Source organism: Sodalis sp. RH14 (assembly GCF_047324285.1).
Lineage (GTDB): Bacteria > Pseudomonadota > Gammaproteobacteria > Enterobacterales > Enterobacteriaceae > Acerihabitans.
Genome location: NZ_CP178739.1, coordinates 4,168,059 through 4,186,300, shown reverse-complemented (window position 1 = coordinate 4,186,300; position 18,242 = coordinate 4,168,059). Strand labels below are relative to the sequence as shown.

Annotated in this window: 14 protein-coding genes and 1 pseudogene; 6 read left to right on the top strand and 9 right to left on the bottom strand. The window is 60.2% G+C overall.

The genetic code is table 11. From position 1 onward, the window contains the following. Positions 1–122: 122 nt before the first annotated feature. The 4 genes and pseudogenes from ACL2XQ_RS19025 to ppk1 all read right to left on the bottom strand — a co-directional run. Positions 123–1,382: pseudogene (locus tag ACL2XQ_RS19025) on the bottom strand (magnesium transporter); the annotation flags it as partial. A gap of 380 nt (positions 1,383–1,762) precedes the next feature. Continuing rightward, a complete protein-coding gene (locus ACL2XQ_RS19020) occupies positions 1,763–1,909 on the bottom strand; it encodes a YfgG family protein (protein WP_410014076.1) in 147 nt (48 codons plus the stop codon). 271 nt (positions 1,910–2,180) lie between these two features. Beyond that, positions 2,181–3,716 carry an exopolyphosphatase gene (gene ppx, locus ACL2XQ_RS19015; RefSeq protein WP_410014077.1) on the bottom strand — a complete coding sequence of 512 codons (1,536 nt, stop codon included), beginning with the start codon at positions 3,714–3,716 and terminating at the stop codon, positions 2,181–2,183. A 3-nt stretch (positions 3,717–3,719) separates the two neighbouring features. Continuing rightward, entirely contained in the window at positions 3,720–5,789 is a 2,070-nt protein-coding gene (gene ppk1, locus ACL2XQ_RS19010) for a polyphosphate kinase 1 (RefSeq protein ID WP_410014078.1), read from the bottom strand. 178 nt (positions 5,790–5,967) lie between these two features. Here ppk1 and ACL2XQ_RS19005 point away from each other — a divergent pair, with 178 nt between their 5' ends. The 3 genes from ACL2XQ_RS19005 to pstB are packed head-to-tail and all read left to right on the top strand — an operon-like array spanning position 5,968 to position 10,641. Then, positions 5,968–8,202: a phosphate ABC transporter permease gene (locus ACL2XQ_RS19005; RefSeq protein WP_413723398.1), complete on the top strand. Its 2,235-nt coding sequence runs from the start codon at positions 5,968–5,970 to the stop codon at positions 8,200–8,202. Continuing rightward, the gene (pstA, locus tag ACL2XQ_RS19000) at positions 8,199–9,812 is read left to right on the top strand and encodes a phosphate ABC transporter permease PstA (RefSeq protein ID WP_413723397.1); all 1,614 of its coding nucleotides are present in this window, start codon (positions 8,199–8,201) and stop codon (positions 9,810–9,812) included. Before ACL2XQ_RS19005 ends, pstA begins: the two co-directional genes overlap by 4 nt. Before the next feature lie 13 nt (positions 9,813–9,825). Further along, positions 9,826–10,641, top strand: a complete 816-nt coding sequence (gene pstB, locus ACL2XQ_RS18995; protein ID WP_410014081.1) for a phosphate ABC transporter ATP-binding protein PstB — start codon at positions 9,826–9,828, stop codon at positions 10,639–10,641. A gap of 104 nt (positions 10,642–10,745) precedes the next feature. Here the strand turns inward: pstB and purN are convergent, their stop codons facing one another. Both purN and purM read right to left on the bottom strand, forming a co-directional pair. After that, positions 10,746–11,384: a phosphoribosylglycinamide formyltransferase gene (gene purN, locus ACL2XQ_RS18990; protein ID WP_413723396.1), complete on the bottom strand. Its 639-nt coding sequence runs from the start codon at positions 11,382–11,384 to the stop codon at positions 10,746–10,748. After that, positions 11,384–12,421 (bottom strand): phosphoribosylformylglycinamidine cyclo-ligase, encoded by a 1,038-nt coding sequence (purM, locus tag ACL2XQ_RS18985; protein ID WP_410014083.1) that lies wholly within the window; start codon positions 12,419–12,421, stop codon positions 11,384–11,386. The genes purN and purM overlap by 1 nt, the downstream gene beginning before the upstream one ends. Before the next feature lie 235 nt (positions 12,422–12,656). Between purM and upp the strand changes: the two genes are divergently transcribed. The 3 genes from upp to hda all read left to right on the top strand — a co-directional run bounded on the left by upp (position 12,657) and on the right by hda (position 15,460). Then, complete coding sequence (gene upp / locus ACL2XQ_RS18980; protein WP_162368174.1) at positions 12,657–13,283, top strand: uracil phosphoribosyltransferase; 627 nt, start codon at positions 12,657–12,659, stop codon at positions 13,281–13,283. Between the two features lie 57 nt (positions 13,284–13,340). Then, positions 13,341–14,639, top strand: coding sequence for a uracil permease (uraA, locus tag ACL2XQ_RS18975; protein WP_410014084.1), 1,299 nt, complete (start codon positions 13,341–13,343; stop codon positions 14,637–14,639). Positions 14,640–14,746: 107 nt separating this feature from the next. Continuing rightward, positions 14,747–15,460, top strand: a complete 714-nt coding sequence (hda, locus tag ACL2XQ_RS18970) for a DnaA inactivator Hda (RefSeq protein ID WP_410016754.1) — start codon at positions 14,747–14,749, stop codon at positions 15,458–15,460. 49 nt (positions 15,461–15,509) lie between these two features. Here hda and ACL2XQ_RS18965 read toward each other — a convergent pair whose 3' ends face one another. The 3 genes from ACL2XQ_RS18965 to ACL2XQ_RS18955 all read right to left on the bottom strand — a co-directional run bounded on the left by ACL2XQ_RS18965 (position 15,510) and on the right by ACL2XQ_RS18955 (position 18,145). Continuing rightward, positions 15,510–16,982: a M48 family metalloprotease gene (locus ACL2XQ_RS18965; RefSeq protein ID WP_410014085.1), complete on the bottom strand. Its 1,473-nt coding sequence runs from the start codon at positions 16,980–16,982 to the stop codon at positions 15,510–15,512. Positions 16,983–17,087: 105 nt separating this feature from the next. Beyond that, a complete protein-coding gene (gene bcp / locus ACL2XQ_RS18960) occupies positions 17,088–17,555 on the bottom strand; it encodes a thioredoxin-dependent thiol peroxidase (RefSeq protein ID WP_410014086.1) in 468 nt (155 codons plus the stop codon). Then, positions 17,555–18,145 carry a glycine cleavage system transcriptional repressor gene (locus ACL2XQ_RS18955; RefSeq protein ID WP_413723395.1) on the bottom strand — a complete coding sequence of 197 codons (591 nt, stop codon included), beginning with the start codon at positions 18,143–18,145 and terminating at the stop codon, positions 17,555–17,557. The genes bcp and ACL2XQ_RS18955 overlap by 1 nt, the downstream gene beginning before the upstream one ends. Positions 18,146–18,242 lie beyond the last annotated feature (97 nt).

Genomic DNA, 18,242 nt, shown 5'->3' with positions numbered 1-18,242 from the left:
TATAGTTAGAATAGTCCAGAAACCGCATAAAAGTGTGTTTTGGCCGTTTATACATAAGCAAAGGACATAATAGGTCTGGTGGTCTGCGCCTTGCACCGCACCGAGGTCAGAAAAAGGGCGTATTAATGCATTAAAAACAGCGTCGCCAGCCCGAGAAAAATAAAAAAACCGCCGGTGTCGGTCACGGCGGTAATCATCACGCTTGATCCCACCGCCGGATCCTGGCCGAAGCGTACCATGGTGAGCGGAATCAGCACCCCCATCAATGACGCCAGCACCAGGTTAAGCAGCATGGCCAGCATCATGACGCCGCCAAGGCCCGCGTCGCGATAGAGCAGCCAGGTGACGATGCCCATAATGCCGCCCCAGACCAGGCCGTTGATCAACGCCACGCCCAATTCCCGCAGCAGTAAAAACACCGCGTTGCCTTTTTCCAACTGATGCAGCGCCAGCGCGCGGACAATCATGGTGATGGTTTGATTACCGGTATTGCCGCCGATGCCGGCGACGATGGGCATCAGGGCCGCCAGCGACACCAGTTGCGATATCGTGCCTTCAAACAGTCCGATCACCCTGGAGGCGATAAACGCGGTGCACAGGTTGACCGCCAGCCACGCCCAGCGGGTGCGCACCGTTTTGCTCACCGGGGCGAAAATATCCTCGGCGGGGCTTAAACCGCCCAGGTTACGCAGGTTGCTGTCGTTTTCCTCAAAAAACAGATCGACCATATGTTCGATGCTCAGCCTGCCCATCAGCTTGCCTTTGACATCGACTACCGGCGCGGTAATCAAATCGTAACGTTCAAACGCGCCGGCCGCGTCCTCCGCCCGATCTTCCGGATGAAAGGTAGTGGGATTGGGATCCATGACCTCAAGGACCTTTTTCTGCAGCGGCTTAAGCAGCAGCGTGGACAGCGCCAGTTCCCCCACCAGCAGATTGTGGCGATCGACGACAAAGAGTTTATCGGTATTGGCCGGCAGCGTTTTGCGTAAGCGCAGGTAGCGTTGCACCGTGGCGAGCGTTACGTCGGGACGAATCGCCGCCAGTTCGAAATCCATATGATGGCCAACGCTATCCCGGTCAAAATTCATCATTGCCCGTACCTGGGCGCGCTGGTGCGGTTCCAGGGACGTCAGCATGCGGCCGACCAGATCCCGCGGCAGATAGCGGGCCAGGTAGGCCTGCTCGTCGACATCCAGCGGCCTGATGGCATTGAGGATATCGCGGTTGCTCATTCCGGCGATCAGGCTTTCCCAGACGCTTTCGGAGGCTTCCACCAGCGTTTTGCCGCGCTTATCGTTGCCCACCAGCCGCCAGAGCGCCAGCCGCTCATCATGGGGCAGGCTTTCCAGCAAATCCGCCAGATCCGCCGCGTGCAGGTGCCGTTGAATCGCCACCAGCCGGCCGGTCTGGTCGGAAATGAGCTGGGGAGCGACCGAGGTATCGCGCGCCGGCCTTCCCAGGATGCTGTCGACCAGCGCCCGGTTGGACAGCAGTAAACCCAGTACCTGACGGCGCAGGCCGGTCAGTTCCAGGGAGTGTTGTTTGATGGCGGGCATAGCGTGCGTTCCCCGTGTTTGACTATGGGCTGCGGGCGGATAAATCGGTTACCGTCGCAAGCAGTATAGATAGCACAGCGGGGCGCGGGAAGGATCGGACGCGATAAAAGCGACGGGGAAAACGGTCGCGGCGCAGCGGATTGCGCGGGCCTGTGCCGGAACAGCTTACAGCCGGCTACACGCGGACGGCGGCGGGGGCGGGATTAATCGTCGTGGCTATTGTCGACATTGATGATCTGGCCGGCCGGTTCCGACAGGGTATCCTGGTGATGGTCCCAGGCGCCAAGTGTGGCGAAGATCAGACGGGCGAATAAAAAAATAAAGCTGATAAACAGGATCCAGCGAGTCATTCGCACCGAGGTTCGTCGTCTGCGCATAGGATAGGCCAACTTCACTAAAGGGGTCCTTTCAAGGTTATGGGATAACGGCATCGGTTGTCATTATAACCGCATTGGGGAAGCGATTGTATGATCTCCGGACGCTTTTCAGTCATAGGAATGTTATACATCCATGTCAAACCGCACACAAGCCGCACATGAGCCTGGGGCGGTAACAATGGCCTGGGGGCGTAAGCCATAGCGCGCCATGGCCCCCTACGCCGGGAGCCTCTGCGCGCCGCGGTTAACTCACCGCCTCGGCTTCCTCGGTGATATCAAGGCGCCAGCCGGGAACTTCCGCCCAGTATGCTTGCTCCCGTTCCAGATCCAGCTGCACCAGATTGTTCTGGGCGAAAAAACCGGCCGGGAACACCAGCGTCCAATGATGCTCGTGGGTCAGCAGCCGCAGCTGCGTCGGCGAGGTGGCCTGGCGCTGGTTATTCAGCAATACGGCCAGCCGCAGTAACTGCAGGCAGGGCAGAAAATGCTTTTTCTTGAACAGCGTCAGGCGCGGCATGTCGTCGAGCTTGATGCCCTTGCGGTGAAAACGCACCAATGTCGCCAGCAACAGCTGCTGTTCCTGGTTAAATCCCGGCATATTGGTCTGCTGCAATATATAGGCCGAATGACGCTGCAAACCGCTATGGTTAATACCCAGGCCCACTTCATGCAACTGCGCGGCCCAGATCAACAGCGCTTCCAGCTGCGGGTTTTGCAAATCCTCGTTCTGCCGGCACCATTGCTGATACAGATGGTCGGTGGTGTCGCAGACGCGTTTGGCCTGATCGCTGTCGATATTGTAGTGTTCCGCCAGGCTTCTGGCGGTGCGCGAGCGAATATCCTGATGCCGGAAGCGGCCTTCCATCTCATACAGCACCCCTTCGCGCAGGGCGCAGTCGGAAAGCTGTAATTCACTGATGGCCAGGGCATCCACCACGCCGCACAGAATCGCCAGGCCGGGCACGAACACGCTCTTTCGCTCCTCGGACAGTCCCGGCAGGTTCAGGGCGCTGAAATTTTTAAACTTCATGATTTTGTCATGCAGCAGTTGCAAACGCTCAGGCGTAATGGCACCGTCCTTTTCGCCCAGCGCCAGCAGCACTTCACAGGCCGCCTTGATGGTGCCGGACGCGCCCAGGGCCACCTGCCAGCCGAGAATGCGGTATTGCCAGGCCAGGGTTTCCACTTTTTGCGCCGCCGCGAGGCGGGCCCGTCGGAAATGCGCGGGGCTGATGACGCCGCCGGGGAAAAACAAATTGCCGAAACTCACGCACCCCATCCTGCGGCTTTCCACCAGGATAGGCTCGAAATTTTCGCCAATCACCAGCTCAGTCGAGCCGCCGCCGATATCAATCACCAGCTTGCGGCCTTTTTCGGATTGGGTATGCTCCACGCCCATAAAAATCAGCCGCGCTTCCTCATGGCCGGAAATAATTTCAATCGGGTAAGGGATCACCTGCGCCGCCAGGGTGAGAAACTTTTCGGCATTCACCGCCTCGCGCAGGGCATGGGTGCCGACAATGGTCACCCGCAGCGGGGAAAACCCCTGCAGGCGCTCGGCAAACAGCGCCAGGCAGTTTATCCCGCGCTCTATGGCCTCGTCGCTTAACACATTATTGGCATCCAGCCCGTCGGCCAGGTGCACCCGCTGCTTTAGCCGGCTCAGCACTTGCAACGCGCCGTTGACCACCCGGGCGACCACCATATGGAAGCTGTTCGATCCCAGATCGATGGCCGCGAATTCTTCGGGTTTGGGCGTGGTTAAGTTATTTAATGGCATACGTCAGGCCTGATCTCCGGATTGCTCAAGTCGCTTAATATAATCATAGATGGCTATCTGCGCACGTACCTTACGACGATTGCCGCGCGGGACATAGCGATTACTGAGGGCGGCATCAATATAGCGCGCTTTTACCGTATCGCTGAACAGTAATGCCAGAATATCCAGAACCTGCTGCTTGAGGCGCGGGTCCAGCAGCGCCACCGCCACTTCGATACGGTAATCGATATTGCGGGTCATCCAGTCGGCGGAGGAGAGGAATACCTTTTTATCACCGCCGTTTTCAAAGACATAGACCCGATCGTGCTCCAGGTACCGATCGACGATGCTGGTTACCTGGATATTGTCGCTGATGCCCGGCAGGTTGGGGATCAGCGAGCACATGCTGCGCACCAGGATACGGATGCGCACCCCCACGCCGGAGGCCGCGTACAGCCGGTCGATAAGCCCCTGATCCACCAGGTTGTTAATTTTAAGCGTAATGCCCGAGGCAAGCCCGGCCTGGGCATTGGCGATTTCCTGATCGATCATCTGGTACAGCATATGGCGCGAATTCTGGGGCGATACCATCAGATAATCGAAGCTGACCGGACGATAAGGATTTTCGATAAAATTAAACACCCGCCGCACTTCGTTGGTAATGCGCGGGTCGGCGGTAATCAGAGAATAATCGGTGTAGAGGCGAGCGGTTTTTTCATTGAAGTTGCCGGTGCCGATATGCGCATAGCGCATGATCTCCTCGCCTTCCATGCGCGATATCAGGAACAGCTTGGCGTGGATCTTAAGCCCCGGGGCGGAGAAAATCACATGGACGCCGGCCTCGGTCAGCCGTTTTGCCCAGTGGATATTGGCTTCTTCATCAAAGCGCGCCTGCAACTCCACCACCACGGTGACTTTTTTGCCGTTATGGGCGGCATGGATCATGGCGTCGATAATGCGCGAATCTTTCGCCACCCGGTAAATATTGATTTTAATCGACAGCACGTTGGGGTCGAAGGACGCCTGGCGCAACAACTCCAGGACGTGCTCGAAGGTATGATAAGGGTAATACAGCAATATATCCCGTTCCCGGATGGCGTCGAATCCGTTGCGGAAGTGTTCGAACCACGTATGGCGCAGGCGCGGCAACGGTTTATTCACCAGGTTGGCCTTGCCGACGTTGGGGAAGGTAATAAAATCCTTGAAATTATGGTAACGGCCGCCCGGGATGACCGAGTCATAGGATGAAATACCCAGCTTATCCTTGAGCATTTCCACCATGCTGTTGGGCATATCGCGCTGGTAGACAAACCGTACCGGCTCCGCGGTCAGGCGCTGCTTAAGGCTTGACGACATCAGCTCCAGCAGGCTCGACTCCATTTCCGTGACCAGGTCATACTCCGCGTCACGGGTCATTTTCATGGAGTACGCGTTCAGGGTATCGTAGTCAAAAAAGCCGATAAAAATATCGTCAAGGCAATAGCGCAGGATATTATCAAGCAAAATCATCGGTTTGCGCCGGCGTGGCGGCTCGGCGGGCAGATTGATAAAACGCGGCACTTTATCGGCCGGAATTTCCAGCAGGGCGTAGTTGGTCTCCTGGCCGCGGATAATCTCCACCGCCAGATAGGTATAGTCATCCTTCAGGAATTGCACCAGATTCGTGTCATGCTGGATGAGGATCGGCGTAATATGCTGGCGCAGCTGCTGTTTGAAATATACGCGCAGCCACTCCTGCTGATTGGGGGATAATTGCCGTTCGTTAATCAGGAATATCTGGTTGCGCGCCATTTCCAGCAGCAGATCGTTATAGAGATTATCGAACTCCTGCTCGGCATTGAGCACCTTGGCCTGGATTTTATTGAGCAGATGGCGCGATGTTACCTTGGATCCTTGTTCTTCGCTTATCAGGATGCGCCGTTTTAATTCCGCGAACCTGACTTTATAAAACTCGTCCAGGTTGTTGGAATAAATGCCTAAAAACCGCATACGCTCAATGAGCGGATTGGATTTGTCCGCGGCTTCCTGCAAAACACGTTCATTAAACGATAACCAACTCAGTTCTTTTTCGCTGTAAAGCTTTTCCTGACCCATTGCCACTCCGTTAATTTGTTCAGGAAGGGGGGATCCTGTATTAAGAGTATTATCGCCCCCACGGGAGCAAAGTCCATCAGAACAACCTTCTTAAGATTGTCATCTTAATATCTTACAGGCAACATAGGCTTCCTTAATCAGTACCGACCATAGGGTTGACTCTATATAACAGAGGAATATGACAATAAAACGGCTATCCAATACGAAAACCGCCGCCTACCGTCGATGGAGCGACCGCGTGACGCGCGGCCTCGTCAGCGGCGGCGGGGCATTGGTGCTGTTAACGCTGTTGGTCATGTTTTTTTATCTGCTGTACGCGGTATTGCCGCTGTTTCGTTCCCCCTCGGTCACGCCGCTTGGCGCCGTCCCCTGGAGTCAGGCGGTAAGGGATCAGGCGGCCGCGCCGCCGGACGGCGCTGGCGTGGCCGCCATTCAGGCCATGGGTATCGACGCCTCCCTGTCCAGCGCTTATGTTATTGATGGGCGCGGGCAGGGACATCTGCTGCCGCGGCGCGGCGCGGCGCCGTCCGCGGCCGGCCTGATGGCGGATTTTGCCGGACTGGCGGCCGCCAGCGGCGGCCAGCCGCTGTACCTGCTGCTTGACCGCCGCGGCAACGCCCGTCTGGCGCAGCCGAACGGCCGCGCCGCCGCGCTCTCCTGGGTATTTCCGTTCGGGGAAAACCCGCTGCCGTTAAGCGGCGACGGCCAGCCGCTGCGTCATGCGGCGCTGGCGCAGCCGGCGGAAAAGCAGGCGGTCATGGCGGCGCAGCTGGCATCCGGCCGGATTCTGGTCGCCCGCCTGGGGCCAGCCGGCTTGACGCGTAGCGAACTGACCCCGGACGACGGCACCGTCGATGAGGTGCTGCTGTCGCCGGACGGCCGCCTGCTGTATCTGCTGGCCGGAAACCTGCTGAGCATCTACCGGCTCAGCGATGACGGTCAAATCCAGCTGCGCCAGCGGCAGGCGCTGGCGCCCGCGGGCCCGGCGCAGGTGACCCTGCTGCCCGCGGACGGCTCCCTGCTGGTGCGCGCTGCCGGCCAGCGGCTCGCCCTGTGGTTCGATGTCAGCGACGATAACGGACATCATTTGGCGCGCATTCGGGAATTTGCCGCCCCGCTGCCGCCCGGCGCGCAGATCCTGGCGTCGGCGCAGCGCGCGGTGTTCGGCGTGCTGGCCCCGGACGGTACGTTCTCCCTGTTCAGCGCCCGCCAGGAGGCCCCCCTGCTGCAGACGCGTTTGGCGCCCGCCCTGCGCGCGGTATTCAGTCCGATAATCGGTGAGTCCGGCCCCGGCCCCGGCGGCGGGGCGGATGAGGCGATCGTCACCCTGGATGCCGGCGGCTGGCGCATCTGGCGGCTCGATACCGCCTTCCCCGATATCAGCTGGCGCACGCTGACGCAAAAAATAGCCTATCACCACTATCCCGCGCCGGCCTGGGTTTGGCAATCCACCGCCGCCGGCGGCCTGGACGGCGGCAAATTCAGCCTGGTGCCGCTGCTGGCCGGCACCCTGAAGGCCGCCGGTTACGCCATGCTGTTCGCCACCCCGCTGGCGCTGGCGGCGGCAATGTATACCGCCTGGTTTATGGCGCCGGCGCTGCGGCGGTGGATCAAGCCGGCCATGGAAATCATGGGGGCGGTGCCAAGCGTCGTTATCGGCCTGATCGCCGCTCTGTGGCTGGCGCCCTACTATAGCCGGGTGCTGAGCGGCATTTTGCTGCTGCCGCTCTTGCTGCCGCTGGCGATACTGGCGACCGGCTGGGGGGTCAGCCGGTTGCCCGCCCGCCTCGGCGCCCGGTTTTCCGCGGGCTGGGACTGTCTGCTGCTGCTGCCCGTGGTGGCGCTGGTGGTTTGGCTGGCGTGCCGCCTTTCGCCCTGGATCGATGCGGCGTTGTTCGGCCAGCCCCTGTCGGGTTGGCTGGGAGACGATTTTAACCCGCTGAACGCGCTGGTGGTCGGCACCGCCATGGGTTTCGCCCTGGTGCCGGTGATGTTTTCTCTGGCGGAGGACGCGCTGTTCAACGTGCCGGCGCGGTTGATCCAGGGATCGCTGGCGCTGGGCGCAACCCCCTGGCAAACGCTGCTGGGGGTCACCCTGCCGTCCGCCGGCGCCGGCCTGTTTTCGGCGTTTATCCTGGGACTCGGACGCGCCACCGGCGAGACGATGATCGTGCTGATGGCCAGCGGCAACATGGCGCGCGTGGACGGCAACGTGTTCCAGGGCCTGCGCGCGCTGGCGGCCAATATCGCCATCGAGATACCCGAGGCGTCGCTTAACAGCGGGCACTATCGGTTATTGCTGCTGACAGCCCTGGTGCTGTTTATCTTTACGTTCCTGATAAACACCCTGGCCGAAGCGCTGCGCCTGCGCCTGCGCGCCCATTACCGCCAACAGGACGGGGAGACGGGATGAAGCACTGGTTCCAATCCGGCCGCCCATGGGTCTGGCTGACGGCCGGTTCGGTCAGCGTCAGCCTGCTGGCCATGCTGATGCTGGTGGCGTTGCTCAGCCTGCAGGGCATGCGCCTGTTCTGGCCGCAGCCGGTGTATCAATTGCAATTGGAGACGGCGTCCGGCCAGCCGGACACGTGGATCGGCGAAATCTACGCCGAAAAACGCGCCGCGCCGCCCGGCGGCGAGGGGGATAAATTTTATATTATCCGCACCGGCGGCGCCTCAGCCGCCCGGGATTTTTATCGGGTGCGGGCGGATCGGGTGGTGGCGCGCTCCCGCCCGCCGGATCTGGTGGTGCTGGAACGCAGCGGCTATGGCAGGGAGTATGGTTTCCTGCAGGGCATGACCGAGGACGGGCAACCCCTGACCGCCGACGATATGCCGCGGGCGCTGCAACAGCGGCTGGCGTCAATGGCCACGCAGCGCCGGCTGGCCGCGGGACTGCGCGCCAGGATGCAGGCCGACCTTGGCCAGCGCGCCGAACGGTTAGCCGCCCGGCGGCAGCAATGGGAAAAAGACGGGCTATGGACGCCGCTCAACCAGGCGCTGTACCGCGCCGGCCAGGGTGAGCTCGAACACCAGGCGCAGAGTCTCTCCCGCCAGGCGGCGGATATTAATAAAGAGATGGACCGCGATCGGGTGCTGCTGCGTGACGCCCGGGGCGCCACCCGCGAGATACCGCTGCGGGAAATCGAGCGCGCCTGGTATCCCAACGCAATGGGATTTATGGCAAAAGTCAGGCTTTGGGCCACGCAGATCGGTCATTTTGTCGCCCGCGACGCCAATGACTATCCGGCGCAGGCCGGGGTTTTCCCGGCCATTGTCGGCACGCTGCTGCTGGTGATGCTGATGTCGGTGATGGTGATGCCGCTCGGGGTGATGGCGGCGGTGTATCTGCATGAATATGCCAAGTCCGGCTGGCTGACCCGGCTAATCCGTATTGCGGTGGGCAACCTGGCGGGGGTGCCCTCTATTGTGTATGGCGTGTTCGGCCTGGGCTTTTTTGTCTATGTGCTTGGCGGTACGCTGGACCAACTGTTTTATGCCGATGCGTTGCCCAATCCGACCTTCGGCACCCCCGGGCTGCTGTGGGCCGCGCTGACGCTGGCCCTGCTGACGTTGCCGGTGGTGATCGTCGCCACCGAGGAAGGCCTGGCGCGCATTCCGCCGTCGCTGCGCCATGGGTCGCTGGCGCTGGGGGCCACCCGGGCGGAAACGCTGTGGCGCGTCGTGCTGCCGGGCGCGGCCCCGGCGATGATCACCGGGCTTATCCTGGCGGTGGCGCGGGCGGCGGGCGAGACCGCGCCGTTGATGCTGGTCGGGGTCATTAAATCCGCGCCGCTGCTGCCGCTGGACGGGGTGTTTCCCTATCTGCACGCCGAGCGGAAATTTATGCATCTGGGCTTCCAGATTTACGATATGGCGCTGCAAAGTCCCGATAGCGACGCGGCGGGTCCTTTGGTCTTCGCCACGGCGCTGTTGCTGGTGGTGATCGTGGTGGGGCTGAACCTGGCGGCCATCGGCCTGCGTCACCGCCTGCGGGAAAAATACCGCGCGCTGGCGCTTTAATGGAGTGTGATTTATGTCCCTGCTAACCCCCGATCTCTTTGCGCAGATGCCGGATGTCCAGCGCTTTACCCCGCAGCAGACTGTCCTGGAGACCGAGCATCTTAGCGTCTCCTACGGCGGACGCACGGTGCTTGAGGATATCACCCTGCGCATCCCGCGCCAGCGTATTACAGCGCTGATCGGTCCCTCCGGCTGCGGCAAATCGACCTTGCTGCGCTGTTTTAACCGCATGAACGATTTGAACGATGATTGCCGCGTCGAAGGCGCGGTGCGCCTGGCGGGGCGGGATGTCAACGACGCGCGGCAGGATGTGGTGGCGCTCCGGCGGCGGGTGGGCATGGTGTTCCAGCGGCCCAATCCCTTTCCGAAATCCATCTACGATAACGTGGTATACGGCCTGCGCCTGCTGGGCATTCGCGACCGGCGGGTGCTGGACGACGCGGCCGAGCAGGCGCTGCGCGCGGCGGCGCTATGGCATGAAGTAAAAGATCGGCTGAAGGAGAATGCGTTCCGCTTGTCCAACGGCCAGCAGCAGCGGCTGGTCATCGCCAGGGCGATAGCCATTGAACCGGAAGTATTGCTGCTGGATGAACCGACCTCGGCGCTTGATCCCATCACCACGCTGACCATCGAGGAACTGATGATTTCGCTGAAAGCGCATTTCACCCTGGTGCTGGTGACCCACAATATGCAGCAGGCCGCGCGGGTATCGGATTATACCGCCTTTATCCATCAGGGCAGGCTGGTGGAATACGCCGGCACCGATCGGCTGTTCACCTCGCCCGCGCAGCGTAAGACCGAAGAATATATTACCGGCCGCCTGCGCTAATTCGCCTGGCGATGTTACCGGCGAAGGGCGTCGGCGCCCAGTGAACGTCCTTACCGGCCGGGCGCCGTGGCTGCCGCCGGCGTTATGGCGCGGCGCGGCGGCGTTTATTCCGCCGCGTATCCCGCCGGCGGCAGGGGCGCGCCGTCCAGCCAGGCGGCGCCTTCCCGCAGCGCAAGCCGGCCGTCCAGCAGCCAGCTTATCACCAGTGGGTAGATGTCATGCTCCTGGGTTTTAATCCGGGCGATCAGGTCGGCCTCGGTGTCCCCGGGGAAGACCGGCACTTTCGCCTGCAGGATGACCGGGCCGCCGTCCAGCTGTTCCGTCACGAAATGCACCGAGGTGCCGTGTTCGCGATCGCCGTTGGCCAACGCCTGGCGATGGGTATGCAGGCCCGGATACAAGGGAAGCAGGGAAGGGTGGATATTCAGCATCCGTCCCGCGTAATGGCTGACAAAGTCCGGCGACAGGATGCGCATATAACCGGCCAGGATCACCGCGTCCGGCTGATAGCGGTCGATGGCCTCGCATAGGGCGCGGTCGAAGGACGCACGGTCGGGATAGTCGCCGGGCAGCAGCGCGCGGGCGGGCACATCGGCGCGGGCGGCGCGCCTGAGTCCTAACGCGTCGGCCCGGTTGCTGAAGACCGCCGCGACCCGCGCCGGCATTCTTTCCTGCCGGCAGGCATCGATCACCGCCTGCAGATTGCTGCCCTCGCCCGAGATCAGCACCACCAGCTTTTTCATTAACGGATAATAACCCGTTCGCCGCCGGCCAGCGTCTGGATCTCGCCCAGCTTCCAGGCGGTCTCGCCCAGGCCGGTCAGCAACGACAGCGCCCGATCGGCGCTGTGCGCAGGCACCACGACAATCATGCCGACGCCGCAGTTAAAGGTGCGGTACATTTCATGGCGGCTGACGTTGCCGGCCTGCTGCAGCCAGCCGAATACCGCCGGCCATTGCCAACTGCCCTCGTCGATGACCGCCTGCGTGTCCGCCGGCAATACCCGGGGGATGTTTTCCCAAAAACCGCCGCCGGTGAGGTGGGCGATGGCGTGGATCTCGGTTTGCGCGATAAGCTCCAGCAGCGCCTTAACATAAATGCGCGTCGGCTCAAGCAGGTGATCGGCCAGGGGCTTGCCGTCCAGTTGGGTGGTGAGCGGGTCGGTCTGGCTGAACTCAAGGATCTTACGCACCAGGGAATACCCGTTGGAGTGCGGGCCGCTTGAGGCCAGGGCCAGCAGAGTATCACCGGCCTGTACCTTGCTGCCGTCGATGATTTCCGATTTTTCCACCACGCCGACGCAAAAACCCGCCACGTCATAATCCTCGCCATGATACATGCCGGGCATTTCCGCCGTTTCGCCGCCGACCAGGGCGCAGCCGGACTGTTTACAGCCTTCGGCAATGCCGGTAATCACCGCCGCCGCGGTATCCACATCCAGTTTGCCGGTGGCGAAATAGTCCAGGAAGAACAGCGGCTCGGCGCCCTGCACCACCAGATCGTTGACACACATCGCCACCAGATCGATGCCGATGGTATCGTGACGTTTTAAATCCATCGCCAGACGCAGCTTGGTGCCGACGCCGTCGGTGCCGGATACCAGGATGGGTTCGCGGTATTTCTGCGGCAGGGCGCATAGCGCGCCGAACCCACCCAGCCCGCCCATGACTTCCGGACGTTTTGTCTGTTTCACCACACCTTTGATGCGGTCTACCAAGGCGTTGCCGGCATCAATATCCACGCCTGCGTCTTTATAGCTGAGAGAGGTTTTATCGGTCACTGCAAGATCCCCACGGAGATGGTATGTTGGCTTGTATTCTGGCGCAGGCAATTCTAACAGCGTGGGCAATCGTTTGCGAGTGGTGATGTCAAACGCCCTCCCGGCTTTTGTTGTCCAGCCTTTATTTCGCTTAACGGTTGATCAGGATCAGCTATTTTCGTATGGCGCAGTAAATAAAAGGGGTTATAATCTCGCGATTTTTTTGCGCAATTAATGCTACTTGGGGAGAATAATGATGAAGATCGTTGAGGTAAAGCACCCGCTTGTGAAACATAAATTAGGTTTGATGCGTGAAAATGATATCAGCACCAAGCGTTTTCGTGAATTGGCCTCTGAAGTGGGAAGTTTACTGACCTACGTAGCAACCGCCGATCTGGAAACTGAAAAGGTCACCATCGAGGGATGGTGCGGTCCGGTGGAAATTGAACAAATCAAGGGTAAGAAAATTACCGTGGTGCCTATCCTGCGCGCGGGCCTGGGCATGATGGACGGCGTGCTGGAGAACGTGCCCAGCGCGCGTATCAGCGTGGTCGGCATGTATCGCGATGAAACCACCCTGGAGCCGGTGCCTTATTTCCAGAAGCTGGCCTCGAGCATCGACGAGCGCATGGCGCTGGTGGTCGACCCGATGCTGGCCACCGGCGGCTCGATGATCGCCACCATCGACCTACTGAAGAAGGCCGGCTGCAAGAGTATCAAGATATTGGTCCTGGTGGCGGCGCCCGAAGGTATCGCGGCGCTGGAAAAAGCCCATCCCGATGTCGAGCTGTATACCGCGGCCATCGACAAGGGGCTTAACGAGCACGGCTACATTATGCCGGGCCTCGGCGATGCGGGCGATAAACTCTTTGGCACCAAATAAAATCAAGCCGGCCGGCAGGCCGGCTTTTTTTTGCTTCTCACTTTAAGGAAACTCAACATGACCCGTCGCGCCATCGGTGTTGATGAACGCCCGCCGCTACTGCAAACCATCCCGCTCAGCTTTCAGCATCTGTTCGCCATGTTCGGCGCCACGGTGCTGGTGCCGATTTTATTTAAAATCAATCCGGCCACCGTCCTGCTGTTTAACGGTATCGGCACCTTGCTGTACCTGTTTATCTGCAAGGGCAAGATCCCGGCGTACCTGGGTTCCAGTTTTGCCTTTATATCGCCGGTGCTGTTGTTGCTGCCGCTGGGCTATGAAGCGGCGCTGGGCGGCTTTATCGCCTGCGGCGCGCTGTTTTGCGTGGTGGCGCTGATCGTCAAGGTCGCCGGTATCGGCTGGATTGACGTGGTGTTTCCGCCGGCCGCCATGGGCGCCATCGTCTCGGTAATCGGCCTGGAACTGGCCGGCGTCGCGGCCAATATGGCGGGGCTGCTGCCGACGGAAGGCGCGCCGGTGGCGAGTTCCACCATTATTATTTCCCTGGTGACCCTGGGTGTTACCGTGCTGGGATCGGTGCTGTTTCGCGGCTTCCTGGCCATTATCCCGATCCTGATCGGGGTGCTGGTGGGCTACGCGCTGGCCTGGGCGATGGGCGTGGTGGATTTATCCCCGGTCGCCGCCGCCCATTGGTTCGCGCTGCCGACCTTTTATACGCCGCGCTTTGAGTGGATCGGCATCCTGACCATCCTGCCGGCGGCGCTGGTGGTGATAGCCGAACACGTCGGCCACCTGGTGGTGACGGCCAATATCGTCAAAAAAGATCTGTTGCGCGATCCCGGCCTGCATCGCTCGCTGTTCGCCAACGGTTTTTCCACCATGCTGTCCGGATTTTTTGGATCGACGCCCAATACCACCTACGGCGAGAATATCGGCGTGATGGCCATTACCAAGGTCTACAGTACCTGGGTTATCGGCGGCGCGGCTATCCTCGCCATCCTGCTTTCCTGCGTCGGCAAGCTGGCGGCGGCCATCCAGGCGGTGCCGGTGCCGGTAATGGGCGGCGTTTCCCTGCTGCTCTACGGGGTGATTGCCGCCTCGGGCATCCGGGTGCTGATCGAATCGAAGGTGGATTATAATAAACCGCAAAATCTGATCCTGACCTCGGTTATCCTTATCATCGGCGTCAGCGGCGCCAAAATCCATCTGGGCGCCGCCGAACTGAAAGGCATGGCGCTGGCCACCGTGGTGGGTATCGGCCTGAGCCTGCTGTTCCGGGTCATTACCCTGGTGCGCGGCGAAGAAGTGATTATCGAGGCGACCGAACTCCCGGCTCCCGAATCCGCCGAAAAATAACCTCGCGCCCACGGGTGTACGGATAACCCGCGGCCGGTGCCCGGCGGTGAAGCAATACGCCGCCGCGGCCATTCTATGATAAACTAGATCGGTTCCCGCCCGTATGCATAGAGGTCTTTCTGAACACGCCGGCACAGCTTTCCTTACCGCTTTATCTCCCCGACGATGAAACTTTCGCCAGCTTTTATCCGGGCGAAAACAGGTCGTTGCTGGCGGCGCTGCACAGCATGCTGGCGCAGGAACACGGCAGCTACCTTTACTTTTGGTCACGCAAGGGGGGAGGCCGCAGCCATCTGATGCACGCCGCCTGCGCCGAACTTTCCCAACGGGGGGAGGCGGTGGGGTATGTGCCGCTGGATAAGCGCACCTGGTTTGTGCCGGAGGTGATGGACGGCATGGAGCAACTGGCGCTGGTCACCATCGACAACATCGAATGCATCGTCGGCGACGAACCCTGGGAAATGGCCATTTTCAACCTGTACAACCGCATCCAGGAAACGGGCCGCACCCGGCTTATCATCAGCGGCAACTGTCCGCCGCGCCAGCTGAACCTGAATTTGCCCGATCTGGCCTCGCGCCTGGACTGGGGGCAGATTTACCGCCTGCAGGCCCTCTCCGATGAGGAAAAAGGGGCCGCGCTGCAGCTGCGGGCCCGGCTGCGCGGTTTTGAGCTGCCGGAAGATGTCAGCCGTTTTTTGCTCAAACGGCTGGAGCGGGATATGCGCACGCTGTCGCATACGCTCGATCAGCTCGATCACGCCTCCATTCGCGCACAGCGCAAGCTGACCATTCCCTTCGTCAAAGATATCCTTAATCTGTAACGGCCGCGCGCCGGATAAGCAATGCACCGTGCCCGGCCCGGCGCAATGCTTATGACTTCTGGAAGGGTTTAAAGCGTTTTTGCATCTGGCGCAGCTGGTCGATGCGCGCGTCATAGCGCGCCTGCTGCAGGCTGCCGAGCTTAACCTGCGAGCTGGCGCTGCTTAACGCCCGTACCGCCTGATCCAGCTCGCCGTTCAGCGCCAGGCTTTCGGCGCGCGCCGCCAGTTCCTGATCGCGCAGTCCCTGGCCGGCGTTGGCCTGCGCCAGCAGGTCCCAGCCGTTGGTGTCGTCGGGATGATTAAAGGTGTAGCGGTTAAGCAAACGGCTGGCATCGGCAAAACGTTTCCCCTCCACATAGGCGTTCGCCAGGTTAAGCAGCAGCACCGGATTCGCGTTGTTGTCCTGGACCTTCACCAGCGCCTCCAGGCGGGTAATGGCCCGGGGAGCCTGCTGTTGCGCCAGATCGATATCGGTCATCAAATCCACGAACCAGATATTGGCCGGCTGTTTGGCCAGCAGGGGTTGCAGCGCCCTGCGGGCGTCGTCGTATTTTTTCGCCTGGTAGAACAGGATGGCCTGGCCGTACTCGGCGGCAAGCTGCTGGCGCGCGTTGCCTTTTTTCCAGGCGGCGATCAGATCGTCGTCCAGCACGATGCCGCCCGAGCCGTACATGCCGAGGATACGCGCCTTGGCCAGATAAAAATCCTGCGACGAGTCGATGACCAGATGCTTCATCTGGTTCGCCCGGTTGCGGATGTCCGACAGGCGGCTCATCGGCAGGGGATGGGTGAGCAGCATTTCAGGCGGCGCGGTGGAGTAGCGCACCCGATCGGAGAGCTTTTGCAGAAAGTCCGGCATGGCCTGGGGATCAAACCCGGATCGTTGCAGCACCTGGATGCCGATACGATCCGCTTCCTGTTCGTTCGCCTGGGTGAAGCTGATCATGCCCTGCTGGGTGCCGGCGATGGTGCCGCTCAGGGCCGCCATGCCCATTTGCGGATTGGCCATGGTCAGTAATATCGACCCCAGGGCGCCGGCCCAGGTCAGGGGAGCGTTGCGCTTCTGGTCTTCCATCGCCCGCGCCAGATGGCGCTGGGTGACATGGGAAAGTTCATGAGCCAGCACCGAGGCCAGCTCGCTTTCATTGGCGGTATAGTAGAACAGGGCGGAATGCATCACCACATTGCCGCCGAAAAAGGCGAAGGCGTTCAGCTCATCGCTGTGGATCAGGAAAAAATGGAATGGCGTACGCACCGAATTGGCATGCGCCACCAGCACGCCGCCCAGATGATTGATGTAGGCGTTGAGGAGGGGATCGTTAATCAGCGGCGCGCCGCCCCGCATCTGGCGGACATAAAAATCCCCCATCTGCATTTCCTGGTCGATGCTGAGCGTGCTGCCGGCGGTGGTGCCCATATCCGGCAGCTGGTCCTGCAATTCGTCGGCCAGCACGGGCTGCCCGCCCGCGACCATGGCGGTCAACAGGCCGGCGACAAGACTTTTTTTCATCCATGTGTACATAAACTATCCAACCTTAACCTGGGTGATATCACTTGGACAGCCAGGGCCGGAAAGTGTTCTCACCGCTGGCGCGCCCGGTGTACGGGCACAGCGGACCCGGCGGAGCTACGCCTCCTGCAGATAAGCCAGCACGATGTCATGGTGGTTGCTGGTCTTGAAGTCGTCGAAGACTTTTTCAATCCTGCCGTCCAGTCCCACCAGGAAACTGATGCGATGGATGCCGTCGTAGGTTTTGCCCATAAACGATTTTTCGCCCCAGACGCCGAATTCCTCGGCCACCTGATGATCCGCATCGGACAATAAGGTGAAATTCAGCAGCTCTTTTTCGGCGAAGCGCGAGAGTTTCTCCGGTTTGTCGGTGCTGATGCCCAGCACTTCCACACCCGCTTTTTTCAGCTGGTCCATATTGTCGCGCAGTCCGCATGCCTGGACGGTACAACCGGGCGTCATGGCTTTGGGATAAAAGTAGACCAACACTTTTTGTCCCTGGAAGTCGGTCAGACTGACCTGTTCGCCGTCCTGATCGGGCAAACTAAATTTCGGTGCGGTATCTCCGGCTTTCAGTGGCATCATTAACATACTCCATCTTTCTCTTGATTCTGTGGATGATTCACAATGCTAATACTGCCTTGCGCATTCAGTTCTGTACAGAGCTGATGAAACCTATCTTCGATCTGTTCCACCGGCCAGCCGGAGGGACCGTGCGCGGTAATCTGGATATTCAGGCGCGGCGGCGCGTCGCCCCGCGCCGGCTGGGTCTTGGAGGCCAGCTCCGCGATATTCATGTGCTGGCTGTCGAACAGATCGGTAAAACGCTCGATTAAATGCGGCGAGTCCTGCACATCGACCTTGACCCAGACGGTATTCGGCGTCGCCTGCTGCTCGCCGGCGTTGGTGCGTTTCATGACAATCAGCAGGTCCAGCTCGGCGCCCTTGAGCGGCAGGGTGGATTCGATCAGGGTAATCGCATTCCAACTGCCCGACAACAGCATGATAAGCGTAAACTCTTCACCCAGCATGGCAAGACGGCTATCTTCAATATTGCATCCACAGCTGCTGACGTGACGGGTAATGGTATTGACGATACCGGGACGGTCGGTGCCAAGCGCAGTAATGACCAGATAGTGTTGTTGTGACTGTGGCAAAATGGTGCTTCCTGTCATGGCTGATGTGATTTACATGGTAACCCTAAAAAAAACCTGCTGCCAAGGGCTTACATGGCCGATGTTTGCTTGCTTTTGGATAGGTGACAAAAGTACC

What these genes read in the sequence shown, in the direction of transcription:
- ACL2XQ_RS19020 (WP_410014076.1), bottom strand. Translation starts at nt 1,909, where the DNA reads ATGACTCGCTGGATCCTGTTTATCAGCTTTATTTTTTTATTCGCCCGT.
- ppx (WP_410014077.1), bottom strand. Translation starts at nt 3,716, where the DNA reads ATGCCATTAAATAACTTAACCACGCCCAAACCCGAAGAATTCGCGGCC.
- ppk1 (WP_410014078.1), bottom strand. Translation starts at nt 5,789, where the DNA reads ATGGGTCAGGAAAAGCTTTACAGCGAAAAAGAACTGAGTTGGTTATCG.
- ACL2XQ_RS19005 (WP_413723398.1), top strand. Translation starts at nt 5,968, where the DNA reads ATGACAATAAAACGGCTATCCAATACGAAAACCGCCGCCTACCGTCGA.
- pstA (WP_413723397.1), top strand. Translation starts at nt 8,199, where the DNA reads ATGAAGCACTGGTTCCAATCCGGCCGCCCATGGGTCTGGCTGACGGCC.
- pstB (WP_410014081.1), top strand. Translation starts at nt 9,826, where the DNA reads ATGTCCCTGCTAACCCCCGATCTCTTTGCGCAGATGCCGGATGTCCAG.
- purN (WP_413723396.1), bottom strand. Translation starts at nt 11,384, where the DNA reads ATGAAAAAGCTGGTGGTGCTGATCTCGGGCGAGGGCAGCAATCTGCAG.
- upp (WP_162368174.1), top strand. Translation starts at nt 12,657, where the DNA reads ATGAAGATCGTTGAGGTAAAGCACCCGCTTGTGAAACATAAATTAGGT.
- uraA (WP_410014084.1), top strand. Translation starts at nt 13,341, where the DNA reads ATGACCCGTCGCGCCATCGGTGTTGATGAACGCCCGCCGCTACTGCAA.
- ACL2XQ_RS18965 (WP_410014085.1), bottom strand. Translation starts at nt 16,982, where the DNA reads ATGTACACATGGATGAAAAAAAGTCTTGTCGCCGGCCTGTTGACCGCC.
- bcp (WP_410014086.1), bottom strand. Translation starts at nt 17,555, where the DNA reads ATGATGCCACTGAAAGCCGGAGATACCGCACCGAAATTTAGTTTGCCC.
- ACL2XQ_RS18955 (WP_413723395.1), bottom strand. Translation starts at nt 18,145, where the DNA reads ATGACAGGAAGCACCATTTTGCCACAGTCACAACAACACTATCTGGTC.